The 14,220-nt window shown below is 60.0% G+C and carries 10 protein-coding genes and 1 pseudogene; 2 read left to right on the top strand and 9 right to left on the bottom strand.

Annotated features, from left to right (window positions below; all coding sequences use genetic code 11):
* Window positions 1–27 precede the first annotated feature (27 nt).
* Both glmS and glmU read right to left on the bottom strand, forming a co-directional pair.
* Window positions 28–1,849 (bottom strand): annotated as a pseudogene (glmS, locus tag JCM25414_RS18435) (glutamine--fructose-6-phosphate transaminase (isomerizing)).
* Window positions 1,761–3,215: a bifunctional UDP-N-acetylglucosamine diphosphorylase/glucosamine-1-phosphate N-acetyltransferase GlmU gene (gene glmU / locus JCM25414_RS08110; RefSeq protein ID WP_025841303.1), complete on the bottom strand. Its 1,455-nt coding sequence runs from the start codon at window positions 3,213–3,215 to the stop codon at window positions 1,761–1,763. Before glmU ends, glmS begins: the two are co-directional and overlap by 89 nt.
* Window positions 3,216–3,319: 104 nt before the next feature.
* Between glmU and JCM25414_RS08105 the strand changes: the two genes are divergently transcribed.
* Window positions 3,320–3,994 (top strand): HAD family hydrolase, encoded by a 675-nt coding sequence (locus JCM25414_RS08105; RefSeq protein ID WP_242403442.1) that lies wholly within the window; start codon window positions 3,320–3,322, stop codon window positions 3,992–3,994.
* A gap of 5 nt (window positions 3,995–3,999) precedes the next feature.
* Here JCM25414_RS08105 and JCM25414_RS08100 read toward each other — a convergent pair whose 3' ends face one another.
* The 6 genes from JCM25414_RS08100 to JCM25414_RS21650 form a co-directional block, all read right to left on the bottom strand.
* Window positions 4,000–4,833 (bottom strand): DUF3108 domain-containing protein, encoded by an 834-nt coding sequence (locus JCM25414_RS08100; RefSeq protein ID WP_025841301.1) that lies wholly within the window; start codon window positions 4,831–4,833, stop codon window positions 4,000–4,002.
* Window positions 4,823–7,204 (bottom strand): DNA topoisomerase (ATP-hydrolyzing) subunit B, encoded by a 2,382-nt coding sequence (gyrB, locus tag JCM25414_RS08095; protein ID WP_051535775.1) that lies wholly within the window; start codon window positions 7,202–7,204, stop codon window positions 4,823–4,825. The genes JCM25414_RS08100 and gyrB overlap by 11 nt, the downstream gene beginning before the upstream one ends.
* Before the next feature lie 404 nt (window positions 7,205–7,608).
* The gene (gene clpB, locus JCM25414_RS08090; protein ID WP_025841299.1) at window positions 7,609–10,212 is read right to left on the bottom strand and encodes an ATP-dependent chaperone ClpB; all 2,604 of its coding nucleotides are present in this window, start codon (window positions 10,210–10,212) and stop codon (window positions 7,609–7,611) included.
* 223 nt (window positions 10,213–10,435) lie between these two features.
* Window positions 10,436–10,774 carry a discoidin domain-containing protein gene (locus JCM25414_RS21655; protein ID WP_051535774.1) on the bottom strand — a complete coding sequence of 113 codons (339 nt, stop codon included), beginning with the start codon at window positions 10,772–10,774 and terminating at the stop codon, window positions 10,436–10,438.
* The gene (locus tag JCM25414_RS18430; RefSeq protein ID WP_051535773.1) at window positions 10,732–11,676 is read right to left on the bottom strand and encodes a glycosyltransferase family protein; all 945 of its coding nucleotides are present in this window, start codon (window positions 11,674–11,676) and stop codon (window positions 10,732–10,734) included. The genes JCM25414_RS21655 and JCM25414_RS18430 overlap by 43 nt, the downstream gene beginning before the upstream one ends.
* A complete protein-coding gene (locus tag JCM25414_RS21650) occupies window positions 11,676–11,915 on the bottom strand; it encodes a glycosyltransferase family protein (RefSeq protein WP_051535772.1) in 240 nt (79 codons plus the stop codon). The genes JCM25414_RS18430 and JCM25414_RS21650 overlap by 1 nt, the downstream gene beginning before the upstream one ends.
* 265 nt (window positions 11,916–12,180) lie before the next feature.
* On the opposite strand from JCM25414_RS21650, the gene JCM25414_RS08080 reads away from it, so the two are divergent.
* Window positions 12,181–13,437 (top strand): AGE family epimerase/isomerase, encoded by a 1,257-nt coding sequence (locus tag JCM25414_RS08080; RefSeq protein ID WP_025841298.1) that lies wholly within the window; start codon window positions 12,181–12,183, stop codon window positions 13,435–13,437.
* Between the two features lie 42 nt (window positions 13,438–13,479).
* On the opposite strand, the gene JCM25414_RS08075 is transcribed toward JCM25414_RS08080, so the two are convergent.
* A complete protein-coding gene (locus tag JCM25414_RS08075) occupies window positions 13,480–14,196 on the bottom strand; it encodes a hypothetical protein (RefSeq protein WP_025841297.1) in 717 nt (238 codons plus the stop codon).
* Window positions 14,197–14,220 lie beyond the last annotated feature (24 nt).

The following is a 14,220-nucleotide window of genomic DNA, read 5'->3' as shown; positions in this document are numbered from 1 at the left end:
TCTTCCCTGCCCTGTTATGACGGCAGATTACTCCACGGTCACCGATTTGGCGAGGTTGCGGGGCTGATCGACATCCGTACCGCGACGCAGCGCCACTTCATAAGCGAGCATCTGCACGGGAATTGTGTAAAGGATCGGTGCCACAAACGGATCGACATCAGGCAGGATGACCATATGCTCGGCGATACCGCTCAGGCGCTGGGCGCCCTTCTCGTCGGTAAAAGCCATGATGCGACCGCCACGGGCCTTGGCCTCCTGGATGTTCGACAGCGTCTTGTCGAACAGGATGGTCGAGGGCGCGATGACGACGATCGGTACATCCTTGTCGATCAGCGAGATCGGCCCGTGCTTCATCTCACCAGCCGCATAGGCTTCCGCATGGATATAGGAAATTTCCTTGAGCTTGAGCGCCCCTTCGAGAGCGACAGGAAAGCAGATGCCGCGCCCGAGATAGAGCACATCGCGCGCCTCGGCGACGGCTGCGGCCATGGCTTGAATTGCCCCAGCCCGCGAAAAGACCTCGGCAGCGCGTGACGGCAGATCGAGCAGGCAGGCCAGCAGCTCGCCCTCCCGCTTGGCCGACATCGTATCGCGGGCGCGTGCAATAGCGATGGTCAGCACCGCGAGAACCGAAAGCTGTGCCGTAAACGCCTTCGTGCTGGCGACCGAGATCTCGGGACCTGCGACCACACCGAGCACCACGTCGCTTTCGCGCCCCATGGTGCTGCCCTCGACATTGAGGATCGAGACGATGTGCTGCGCGCGCTCGCGCAGGCTGCGCATGGCGGCCAGCGTGTCTGCTGTCTCGCCCGATTGCGAGATCATCAGCGCCATGCCCTTGGGCGTAAGCGGCGGGTTGCGATAGCGCAGCTCCGACGCGACATCGATATCGACCGGCAGACGTGCCTCGGCCTCGAGCCAGTATCGGGCAACCAGACCGGCGTAGAAAGCCGAGCCACAGGCCGTAATCACTGCACGCGGCAGCTCGGCCAGATCGAAGGGAAATGCCGGCAGATTGATCGCGCGCGTCACCGGGTCGATGATGCGCTGCAACGTCTGTCCGATGACCACCGGATGCTCGTGGAGTTCCTTCTCCATATAATGGCGATAGCCGTCCTTGCCGACCGTACCGGCCATAAGTGCGATGGTCTGGACAGGACGCTGAACCCGCAGATTGGCTGAGTCGAAAAACTCGACGCTATCGGGCTGCAACACGCACCAGTCGCCATCATCGAGATAGGCAATCTTGCGAGCGAGAGGAGCCAGAGCCAGGCTGTCCGACCCGAGGAACATCTCTCCTTCGCCGAAACCGACAGCAAGAGGTGCGCCGTGACGAGCGCCGATCATCAGCCTCATGCCCGGCGAAGATCATCGCAATCGCGTAGGCCCCTTGCAGACGGCCGAGCGTCTTGCTGGCAGCGTCACGCGGCGACATCCCTTGATCGAGGTAGAAATCGACGAGCTGCGCCACGCACTCCGTATCGGTTTCGGACGAGAACTGACGGCCCACAGCCAGCATCTCGGCCTTGAGTTCCTCGTAATTCTCGATGATGCCGTTGTGCACGATCGCCACGCGATCGGTTGCATGCGGATGGGCATTGGTTTCATTGGGCAGTCCATGCGTCGCCCAGCGTGTGTGACCAATGGCCGTCACGCCGGAAAGCGGTTGCACATCGAGAACGGCCTGAAGATTATCCAGCTTTCCTGCCGCACGGCGACGGGAAATCTGCCCGTCGACGAGGCTGGCGATACCGGCTGAATCATAGCCACGATATTCGAGGCGACGCAGCGCCTCGACGATAAGCGGAGTGGCATTCCGATGCCCGACGACGCCGCAAATTCCGCACATCAGCCTGTTCCTTCTTTGCGCGCAGCGAGTCACTGATCATGCGCCCGCGCTCCTGTTTATTCGTCTGCCTTGACCGGCCCAGGGCAAGCGCGCCGGGCTCCACATCCTCGGTAATCACGCTTCCTGCCGCGATCAGGGCATCGTCACCGATCGTGACCGGCGCCACCAGAATGGCGTCAGAACCCACAAACACGTTCTCACCGATCACGGTACGATGCTTGAAGAAACCGTCATAATTACAGGTGATGGTTCCTGCGCCGACATTCGTGCGTGCACCGATGCTGCTGTCGCCCAGATAGGACAGGTGATTGGCCTTGGCCCCATCGCCCAGCTGTGTCGCCTTGAGTTCAACGAAATTGCCGACATGCGCGCCCTTGCCGCATGTCGTACCGGGGCGCAGGCGGGCATAGGGACCAATCAAGGCGTCGCTACCGACAACACAACCCTCAAGGTGGCTGAACGCCCTGATACGCGCGCCGCTACGCACCGTCACACCGGGTCCAAACACGACATTGGGCTCGACGACAACGTCGGCCTCAAGCAGCGTGTCGGTGCTGAAAAATACCGTCTCGGGTGCGACGAGGGTTACCCCTGCCTCCATCGCAGCCAGACGAAGGCGCTTTTGCAGACTGGCCTCTGCCACGGCAAGCTCGGCACGCGAATTGATACCCGCCAGTTCCTCTGCCGGGGCCTCGACATGATGTACGCTCGCCTCTGAGGCTGCCTGTGCCACCACATCTGTCAGATAATATTCACCCTGGGCGTTTTCGTTGCGCAACGCACCGAGCCAGCGCCTCAGATCGGCAGAGTCGGCACACAGCACACCCGCATTGCACAGGGTGACAGCGCGCTGAGCCTCTGTGGCGTCTTTCCATTCCACGATTTCCTGCACGCAGCCATCGCGCTCGATTACACGTCCATAGCGACCTGGCTCAGCGGGGCGCATGGCCAGTAACGCCAGTGACGTACCCTCCTGGCGGCGTGTCGTGAGCAGGGCACGCATGGTTTCGGCGGTAATAAGCGGGTTATCGGCGTAAAGGATCGCAACATCGCCCTCGCCGAAAAAATCCTCTGCCATACGCGCCGCGTGCCCCGTGCCGAGACGGTCCGTCTGCACGACGCAGGGCCAAGGAGACGCAGCTTTTTCAAGCACTGCCATATCGGGGCCGACCACCACAATGATACGATCAAAAACAGATCTGGCCGTTTCGATCAGATGGGCAATCATCGGGCGCCCGCCAAGCGGATGCAGCGCCTTCGGAAGCGATGAGCGCATGCGCGTTCCGAGGCCGGCAGCCAGGATGACGGCAGTCGTGGGTTTGTGATGGCGGACGGTCTGGCCGTCGGAAAAGGAAAGTGATGTCATATCATTACGTGGCGTAGCCAACCCAGCCGAGCCCTGTCAAACGCCACCGCTGTCACTTCCGGTTGCCGATTATTGCATCCGCCTTCGATCAAAGGGAAACTTCGTTGAGCACCGAAATCAAAACCGCTGTTTTCGATCTGGATGGCACGCTCATCGACAGCCTGCCAGACCTTGCCGAAAGCGGCGCGGAATTGTTGAAATCCTACGATCTTCCATCTCCGGATGAAGCGGCCGTCAGGGCCATGATCGGCGACGGGGTACGTCGTCTCGTCGACCGCCTGCTCATTTATGGCGGCGATGAGAAGAGGATCGACCGAGACGAAGCGACCAGGCGCTTTCTCGACATCTACGAGCCCCGTGCGACGCAGAAGACCCGGCTCTTCCCCGATACGGTGAAAATACTGGAGACACTGCGTGAACGAGGCATTGCCTGCGTGATCTGCACGAACAAGCCGGTCAAGGCCGCTCAGGCGATTGCCGAACAGCTGGGTATCGCCCCGCTGATCGACGCCATTGGCGGTGGCGACAGTTTTCCCACGCGCAAGCCCGATCCCGATCATATTCGCAAGACCGTGCGCCTGATTGGTGGTGAGCCGACGCGCGCCATCATGATTGGCGACCATCAGAACGATATCAGGGCCGCTATGGGCGTACCGATGCCCTCGCTTTTCGCAAGCTGGGGCTATGGCGACCGCAGCATGGCAGCACATGCCACGGCGATTGCCGGTTGCGTCGCAGAGCTACCGCGTCTGATCTACGATCTGTCACGCCCGAACTGAGCGACTTATTGCTGCGTCGTCGGCTGCCGATCAAGCACTGCAATCATCGGGCCTAGCTTGGGGTGCTCGAATTCGATCCTCACGGCAGTCAATCCAACGCCTGGCAGGTCCTGAAACCAGGCAGCGCCGGGATGTGGAGCTTTCATGACCTCGAGATGCGATGAGTCCTTGATGAACCCCGCCTCCTGCTGCCCTACGAAGTCGCATCGAAGCGCCGTGCCGGTAAATTTCTGACCGAATGAAGACGGCACCTCGCCCTTGAAGGGACCGTGCGACGTCATGGCACTCAGCCTGAGCCCGTCGAACACCTGCGCGCTCCCATCGCATTTGCCGGTGTGACGCACATTTTCGAGCAGATAAGCCATGGCGCTCAACGTATCCATGGCGTGAGAGAGATCGCCTTGTGGCACCGCCTCCCGATCGCTTTCCGTCGGATCGAGCGTCACGATCTGCGGCATATCATTGGCATAATTCAGCACCACGTTGCGATGCTTGCCACGGGAATAGCCAGTGCTCTCATACCCGGTCGGCTGAACGTGGTCATGATCGAAGCGACCCTGTGCGGTGCTCTGGATATCCATACGAAGGAACATACTCAGAAAGCCACCGGCATGAATGGTCGTGCGGATACCATAGCCCCAGTCGGTCAGTTTGTAATCGGCGGTCGCATCCACTACGTGCAGCCCGTGATTGTATACTCGGTACACCGCCGTCGTCTGCCCGGCATTGACGGCGGTCGTCGCCGCACTGCCCTCGCCGACATTTGCCGCGTAAGCCGCGCCCCCGGTCGGCACCGTGGCAGCCAGAAGCAGGAGGGCGCCGAGTGCCTTATACGTCAAGATTGGCGACCTTCTGGGCATTACCTACGATGAAGTCACGACGGGGCTCGACCACGTCGCCCATAAGCGTCGAGAAGACCTGTCCGGCCTCTTCAACATCTCCGACCTTGACCTGAAGCAGAATACGCGTGGCCGGATCGAGTGTCGTGTCCCACAGCTGCTCGTTGTTCATTTCGCCAAGGCCTTTGAAGCGGTTGATGGCTAGGCCCTTGCGACCTTGCTGTACCACGCGATCGAAAACCATCGCCGGGCCTGTAAGTTCAGTCGCCTGGCTATCGAGAGCGAGCCTGACCACGCCGTCGAAATCATCGGCAATACGACTACCCTCACCAGCCAGCCAGCGCGCTTCTGCGGAACGAAGCAGGGCCGCATCCAGCGTATAGACCTCGCCTACCCCACGAACGGTACGCGCCAGACGCAGCCCGCCTTCTTCGGTCGGGACAACCATCCAGCCGCGCTCATTGACCGGTGACGCCGCGTCAAGGCGGGCTTGAAGCGCAGGAGCGCACGCCTGCGCTTGCTCATGACCAAGCGAGAGAGCCTTGGCGACATAGGCCTGCTCAAGCACCCATACAGGAATCTTGGAAGCAAGCGCCGTGAGCGTCTTGGCCACCTGTCCCATCGCCTTGACGCGCTCCATGAGCGCGTCACCCGCCAGCACCTGACCATCGGCCAGAGTCAGCGTGGCGTTGTTCAGCGCCTTGTCGAGCAGATACTGCTCCAGAGCGGCATCGTCTTTGAGATAACGCTCTTCATTGCCACGTTTGGCACGATAGAGCGGCGGTTGCGCAATGTAGAGATAGCCCTTCTCGATCAGCTCCGGCATCTGGCGGAAAAAGAAAGTCAGAAGCAGCGTGCGGATATGCGAGCCGTCGACGTCAGCATCGGTCATGATGACGATCTTGTGGTAACGCAGCTTCTCGACCGAAAAACCGCCCTGCTCCACATCGCCGCGGCCGATGCCGGTACCGAGCGCGGTGATCAGCGTGCCAACTTCGGCCGAGCCGAGCATACGGTCGAAGCGCGCACGCTCGACATTCAGGATCTTGCCCTTGAGCGGCAGAATGGCCTGGAAACGGCGATCGCGCCCCTGCTTGGCCGTCCCGCCCGCGGAGTCACCCTCGACGATGAAGATTTCGGCCTTGCTCGCGTCACGCTCCTGGCAATCCGCCAGCTTGCCCGGCAGCGAAGAAACGTCGAGCACACCCTTGCGGCGTGTCAGCTCACGCGCACGACGGGCGGCATCACGGGCGGCTGCCGCTTCGTTCACCTTCGCGATGATGGCTTTGGCCTCACGCGGATGAGTCTCGAACCAGTGACCGATCGAGTCAGCTGCCGTCACATGCACTACCGGCTGCACTTCTGACGAAACGAGCTTATCTTTGGTCTGCGACGAGAATTTGGGGTCGGGCACCTTGACCGAAAGGACGGCCGTCATGCCTTCGCGCATGTCTTCGCCAGTCAGTGCGGCCGAATTTTTCGACGATCCCGTCTCGGCATATTTGCCGACGATGCGTGTCAGGGCCTGGCGGAAGCCGGCCAGATGCGTGCCGCCATCGCGCTGCGGAATGTTATTGGTGAAACACAGCATCGTCTCATGAAAGCTGTCATTCCAGGTGAGCGCGAACTCGACCTTGATGCCGCTCTCGGCATGATCGATGGACCCGACGATCGGCGGGGTGACAATCGAGGTCTTGCTGGCATCGAGATATTCGACAAAGGCGCTCAGACCACCTTCGTAGCAGAACACGACTTCCTTGTTCTCGGCATGGCGCTCGTCGCGCAGCACGATTTCGAGGCCGGAGTTCAGAAACGCGAGTTCACGCATGCGGCGCTCGAGAATGCCGAACTCGAAATCGACCTTGGTAAAGGTCTGTTTGCTCGGCTTGAACGTCACCAGCGTGCCGCGCGGTTCATCGCTGGCACCGATAACGGCAAGAGCGTCGTCACGCTCGCCATGCTGGAAGCGGATGAAATGCTCTGTGCCGTTACGCCAGATGCGTACTTCCATCCACTCGGAGAGCGCGTTGACCACGGCAGCACCCACGCCGTGCAGACCGCCGGATACCTTGTAGGAATTCTGGTTGAACTTGCCGCCAGCATGGAGTTTGGTCAGAACGACTTCAGCCGCGCTGACACCCTCTTCCTCATGCAGGTCGGTCGGGATACCACGCCCATTATCGCGTACGCTGATCGACCCATCGCCATTCATCGTCAAAACGCAGCGTGTGGCATGGCCAGCCTGCGCTTCATCCACCGCGTTATCGATAATCTCGAACACCATGTGATGCAGGCCCGAGCCGTCATCCGTGTCACCGATATACATGCCGGGGCGTTTGCGTACCGCATCGAGCCCCTTGAGAACCGAGATGGATGAGGCGCCATAATCGCTTCGCCATCGAGGTTCTCAGGCAACTCGGTCGGACGGATCTGTTCGGACATGCTGGCGTGACGCTCCTACTCGCAACAAGCGCCTAACATAACCGGTCTGCCCCTCTACCGCTAGGGCGTTGCGGCGCAGCCTTTTGCGCAATCCGGTTCCTGAGCTCCTTTATCTTCCCCTGATAACGGGCGCGTATCAAGATCCGAGCGCTCTGGCGGTCAACAAATGGTCTCCTGCCCCATCTCGATAAGGCCTAGCGCGCGCCGCGTCAGGAGATCCGGGGGAAGAGCCGGCCTGGATGACGGTCAGAAAAAGAGCGTGAGACCCTGAGATCTCACGCCTTCTTCAATCACTCCACCGCTGCCGAATGACATCGGGGGCGTGGTGCACCGTCAGTCGAAATCGGCCTGCTGGCCGTTGATGACCAGTCCCCTGTCGTTGGCCGAGACATGCACAGTCTGGCCATCGAGAACCGAACCATCAAGAATAAGCCCGGCCAGCGTGTTCTGCAGGCTACGCTGGATGACCCTCTTAAGCGGACGGGCGCCATAGACCGGATCATAGCCAGCCTCAGACAGCCAGTCATCGGCTGCCTGATCCAGATCGAGCGTGATCTTACGCTCTTCAAGCAGGCTACGCAGTCGCGTGAGCTGAATCGCAACGATACGATTCATGTCGACACGCTGCAGGCGCGAGAAAAGAACGATCTCATCCAGTCGGTTAAGGAATTCAGGACGGAAGTGATTACGCACGACCGCCATGACCTGCGCCTGAACCAGATCGGTCGTTTCACCATCCGGCTGGTTGGCCAGGATATCCGAACCCAGATTCGACGTCAGGATAATGATCGTGTTGCGGAAATCGACCACACGACCCTGACCATCGGTCAGTCGCCCGTCATCCAGCACCTGCAGCAGGATGTTGAAAACATCTTCATGAGCCTTCTCGACTTCGTCAAACAGGATCACCTGATACGGCCTGCGACGCACGGCCTCGGTCAGCACACCGCCCTCCTCATAACCGACATAGCCCGGAGGCGCGCCTACCAGGCGAGACACCGCGTGCTTCTCCATGAACTCGCTCATATCGACGCGCAGCATGGCGCGATCGTCGTCGAACAGGAACTGGGCGAGCGCCTTGGCGAGCTCTGTCTTGCCCACGCCGGTCGGACCAAGGAACAGGAAAGAGCCGATCGGACGATTGGGGTCCTGCAACCCGGCGCGCGCGCGACGAACGGCATTCGACACGGCCTTGAGCGCGGGCTCCTGACCCACCACGCGTTCACGCAACGAGTCTTCCATACGTACCAGCTTGGCACGCTCGCCTTCGAGCATCCGGTCCACCGGCACACCGGTCCAGCGCGAAACGACGGAAGCAATGCCCTGATCGGTCACGGCCTCGCTGAACAGACCGGCCTGATCGGCCTCCTTCTGTTCACGCTGCTGGGCTTCCTCGATCTGGCGTTCAAGACCGGGGATGGTCGCATACATAAGCTCAGACGCCTTGCCGAGATCGCCCTTGCGCTGGGCGACTTCGACTTCTGAGCGGGCATGGTCGAGCTGCTCCTTGAGCTTCTGGATCGCGTTGACGCGATCCTTCTCCGCATGCCACGCAGCACCCAGCGTATCGGACTGTTCCTGCAGATCAGCCAGTTCGACCTCAAGTTTTACCAGACGCTCGCGGCTCGCACTGTCATCTTCCTTGCGGATCGCTTCGCGCTCGATCTTGAGCTGGATGATGCGCCTGTCGAGTTCGTCCAGCGCCTCAGGCTTGCTGTCTATCTGCATGCGCAGGCGGCTCGCCGCCTCATCCATCAGATCGATCGCCTTGTCGGGGAGAAAACGATCGGTGATGTAGCGGTTGGAGAGGGTGGCGGCCGCAACGAGCGCGCCATCGGTAATCCGCACACCGTGATGCAGCTCGTATTTCTCCTTGATGCCACGCAGGATCGAGATCGTGTCGGCAACCGAGGGCTCACCGACGAAGACCGGCTGGAAACGACGGGCAAGCGCCGCATCCTTTTCGATATATTTGCGATATTCATCCAGTGTCGTCGCACCAATGCAGTGCAACACACCGCGCGCAAGCTCAGGCTTGATGAGGTTCGAGGCATCCATGGCGCCATCGGAGCGCCCCGCGCCGACAAGCGTATGCATCTCGTCGATGAACAGAATCACCTGCCCTTCGGCGCTCTCGATCTCTTTCAGAACCGCCTTTAGGCGTTCCTCGAACTCCCCGCGATATTTTGCTCCGGCGACGAGCGCCCCCATGTCGAGAGAAAGCAGCTTCTTGTTGCGCAGTGCCTCGGGCACATCGCCATTGACGATGCGCAGGGCCAGACCTTCGACGATGGCCGTCTTGCCCACACCCGGCTCACCGATCAGTACAGGGTTGTTCTTGGTACGGCGAGCCAGGACCTGAATGGCGCGGCGAATTTCCTCGTCACGCCCGATCACCGGGTCGAGTTTGCCAGACTGCGCCACAGCCGTGACGTCGCGTGCATATTTCTTGAGTGCATCGAAACCGGCTTCAGCATTCGCACTATCAACCACCCGGCCCTTGCGTAGCTGGACAACAGCACGTTCGAGCGCCTTGGCGTCTGCTTTGCCTTCCGTCAGAGCCTGTCCTGCCGCTGATTTGGTTCCAGCAAGCGCAACAAGGAGCCTGTCCTGCGCGACAAAACTGTCACCCGAACGCTGGGCATCCTGCTCGGCGGTATCGAGCGCACGCACGAGATCGGGTGTTGCCTGTGGCTGACCAGCGCCACCACCCTGCACCTTTGGCAGCCGAGCAAGCGCGGCGTCATTCGCCTTTCGCACGATTTCGGGATCGCCACCTGCGGCGCGAATAAGACCCGAGGCAGCGCCTTCAGGGTCATCGAGCAGGGCTTTGAGCAGATGCTCAGGCGTCAGCTGCTGATGGTAATCACGCAAGGCAATCGTTGATGCCGCCTGAAGAAACCCGCGGCTTCGTTCGGTAAATTTCTCAATATTCATGATTTCGCAATGCTCCTATGCCCCGTGAAGGCGGCCAGTTGCGACGGCGCGAACCCCGTTATGGCAGTCCTCGCAATGTCATGATTTGAAGATGGGAGCGTTTATTCGAATGCCAAGGGAGCGTAGAAGAAATAACGGGCAAAAATCGGCCCGACTATAGGTGAAGCGTCGTGGCGTGTCGCCCCTCCGTATGGACGGACGACACGGTACGGGTATCGCGCAATCAGGTCAGGGCCGCGCTCGGCTTGCGCTGCTTCTCGAACTCGGCAATCGAAAACGGTCGCCCATAAATCTCGATCTGGTCAGTCTGAAGATAGACCTGCGTACCCGGCACGGTCACACGCACGAAGCGCCCCAGAACCCCCGCTTCGTCGCGCCAGTCGAATGGCGTGCCATCGAGACCACCAAAAACCGGGCCATTCCGACGGTCGATAATCGTATTCCAGAAAAAACGGTCATGCGACACTTCAACCTTGAAGCTTGACAGCCGCTCCAGCACGCCATCAAGGCGGTTGAAGATCATGATCTCATGAATATGGCTGAGCGCACCCAGATCGACCATCCACCAGGGATTGTCGCCCAGCGCGGTATGGTGCTGCGGGCGCCTGTCAGGCGACCGGAAACGGCGCGACAGGCATCTTCGTCGCGTGATCCGTCATGGAGGGTAGAACTTTGCGTTGCGCGCTTGCCGACAGACAGTAACGGCCAGATCGAGCCCGGAATGAGGGTCGTCTCGATGCCCTTGCCTATGAGCGACTTCCAGTATTCGCTCAGATAGAGATCGGTCACGGCGTTGGTGTCGGCGTGGTAGGCTTTGCGCTCATCGGCGTTTCTCTCACGCCAATGAACCTGTGCGCCGAAATCGCCCTTGCAACCGCGCTCGACCCGTCGGGCAAAATCCTGATCCGAACGGATGTTGAAGTGAGCAACATACCCTGCCTCGACCAGCCTCACACGTCGGTTATCGGCATTCAGAAATGCCCAGGCATTAGCGGGGAAATTCTCATAATATCCCTCCATCGACTCACCGAGCATATTGCAGGCGCGCAAAGGCGCGCCCAAAGCGAAGAGATCGTGATGGATGGCGACCAAAGGGTTATCATAGGACAAGCGGTAGGAAACGGCCCCCGTCTTGGCCAGAATCTTGGTGAAAGGCGACGCCCCGATTTCACGCTTCGTGTAATTGCGCAGGATGCCGTTTCCGGGTCTCTTGCTGTGGCCTGAATGACCGTAACCGCACCAGTTAAGATAAATGGCGTCGTGGTCCGCTCCGAAACGGGCGCTGACGCTGGCAATATCATTGCTGCCGGGCAGGCAGACAAACTCGTCCAGATCGAGAAACATCAGCCATTTCGTCTCATGGGCATAATGCCTGAGGAAATGGCGATACATCTGCAACTGCTCGCCCTGGTAGCGATAATGATGAAAGGTCACAAAGGGCGTAGACCCCTGCATGAAGGGCATCACGCTTCGTAGAGCGCCGAGGGATCATCGTCATTGCAGTAAAGATAGACGTGATCGAAACCGATCGACCGATGATAGCCGAGCCATTCGACAACGCTATCGGTCTCCCAACGGGCACACGCGACCAGGACATGCTGATGGCTTGGCCGCGGCCAGATACCCTTGTTTCGGGCGACGGCAAGAGGAAGCTTGCCGAAGCTCGCGAGATCCTGAGCATTGGCAGATTTTGACGGCGGCATTGTTCTTCTGATCATCCTGCTCGAGAGACTCTTCTAGTCTGTGGTCCTTGAGTCGACCCGATATTCTCGGGCCAAAAATTTTTGCTTCGCTGGTGCAGCATTGCCCATCTTAAGTTTACCCCTTCAAGAGCGACAGTGAATTCTTGTGACTTATTGATGGTAAATAACCCGTGCGAGGCGGAAGCACGGCAATCACACAGCTAAATCGCAACCCCGTCCCTCTCCCTGCGTGTTGATCAAAACGATTACTCGACAGGATGGCACAATGACCGATCTCCTCTCCCCCATGCTCCTGCCCGAAACAAGCTGGGTCCGACGCTCTGCCCATCGCCTCTGGCTCGCCGCTGAAGGGCGTCGTCTCCTGCGTTTTGCCCAGGCCTCGCGCATGGAGGGTGGCTTCGGCGCTCTGGGGCGTGACGGCTCCCTGCCCAATGATGCCCAGCCGGACGGCATTCTGACGGCTCGTATGGTCCATGCGTTCTCGATGGCGACCTTGCAGGGCATTCCCGGTTGTCTGCCGCTGGTGCGCCATGGCGTCGCCGCCCTGCTCGGCCCGCTTCATGACAAGGATCATGGCGGCTGGTTCGAAACGCCCTCGGCGCCTGATAATCGAAAGCAGGCCTATCTGCACGCTTTCGTCGCGCTCGCCGGGTCCTCTGCAACGCTGCTCGGCGTCGAGGGGGGCGAGAAACTCCTCTCCCTCGCCACCGAAATTCTAGAGACGCATTACTGGTCGGAAGAAGAAGGCGTCATGCGCGAGAGCTTCGCGCGTAACTGGAGCGATGAGGAAGATTATCGCGGGGCGAACGCGAACATGCACTCGACCGAGGCCTGCCTCGCTCTTGCAGACATCACCGGCAATGATGAATGGCTCAAGCGCGCCCATCGCATCGTCCATCGCTTCGTGCACGAGATTGCGGGCAGTCACGACTATTGCATGCCCGAGCATTTCAGCCGCGACTGGGTGCTGCTGCGCGACTACAACAAAGACAAGCCAACGGATTCATTGCGTCCCTACGGCATGACACCGGGGCACTTCGCAGAATGGGCGCATCTGACGGTCAAGGTCGAAGCCGCCCTCCTGCGCCGCGAGGGCGTTGCCCCCGGATGGATGCTGCATGATTCGCGGGCACTGCTCGATGCTGCCCTGCGTTACGGCTGGGCGCCTGATGGCAGGCCGGGCATGATCTATACGATAGACTGGGATCACAAACCGCATGTGACGGTACGTGCGCATTGGGTGCAGGCCGAAGCCGTCACTGCTGCGGTCAACCTTCTCAAACGAACGGGGAGCCCCGCCTATGAAACATGGTACCGCAAACTCTGGGATTATATCGCTGAGACGCTGATCGACCAGGAACATGGCGGCTGGCGTAACGAGGTCGATGCACAGGGACGTATCTCGGCCGAGGTCTATCCTGACAAAGCCGATCTCTATCACGCGTTTCAGGCTACGGTCGCGCCCATTCTCCCGCTCTCGCCCTGCCTCACTCTGGCATTGCGCGAATCAGACATCGTCTGAATCGAGATACCCCGCCCAAGATAGGGCGGGGTATTTTCAACCCTATTCCCCGCCGCCAGGCGCGTCGATCTGATCGTAACCGGCAGAGCCCGGTGGAGCACCACGCGGAATGAGCGGCTCGTCGGAAACATGAACTGCCTGCAACCGATCCGGCCCGAGACGACGAGCCACTACCAGCTTGCCGAAAGCGGTCTGATAACCATAGCCATCGGCATAGATAGGCGCCCCTAGAGTCAGAAAACTGGTGCGTGCGCCAGAGGCGGGTACGCGTAACACAGTGCCGTTGTTCAGCACCGCGCCGTTAAGAGCGCCGTCACCATCATGAAGCAACCTCACAATACGACCCTCTGCATTGGCTGGGGGCGCTGAAGTGACCAACTCGGGCATCGGAGAAGCGCAGAGATCCGCCTTTCCACTCAGCGCGAAGGCACGCACCAGATGCAGTGACGGCGCGACCAATCCCTTTACGACGAGCGTGACCCCTGCACGCAGATGATGGTCCTGCGCGGCGAGACCAGGCGGCATTTCGACTTCGGTGCCATCCGTCAGAAGGGCACCAACGGCATCTCCCTGGGTGCCGGGCAGCAGGCGCTCTATCTTGCCGGAGAAGCGCGGCAAACTGGCAAGATCGAACACGCAATTACCGGGCAGGACGGTATCGGCTGGCAGTGTCGTTGCGGCCGAGGCCGCACCTGTAAAGCCGCCAATAAGAGCTGCAAGCCCTATCGATGCGAAAAGACTCTGCACCCGATTACCCATTCTGCCTCCTGTTTTCGACCCGTC

This window comes from Asaia platycodi JCM 25414 (assembly GCF_000614545.1).
In the GTDB taxonomy this organism is placed as follows: Bacteria; Pseudomonadota; Alphaproteobacteria; order Acetobacterales; family Acetobacteraceae; genus Asaia; species Asaia platycodi.
The sequence above is the reverse complement of the archived record's forward strand: the minus strand, read 5'-3'. Positions and strand labels throughout refer to the sequence as shown.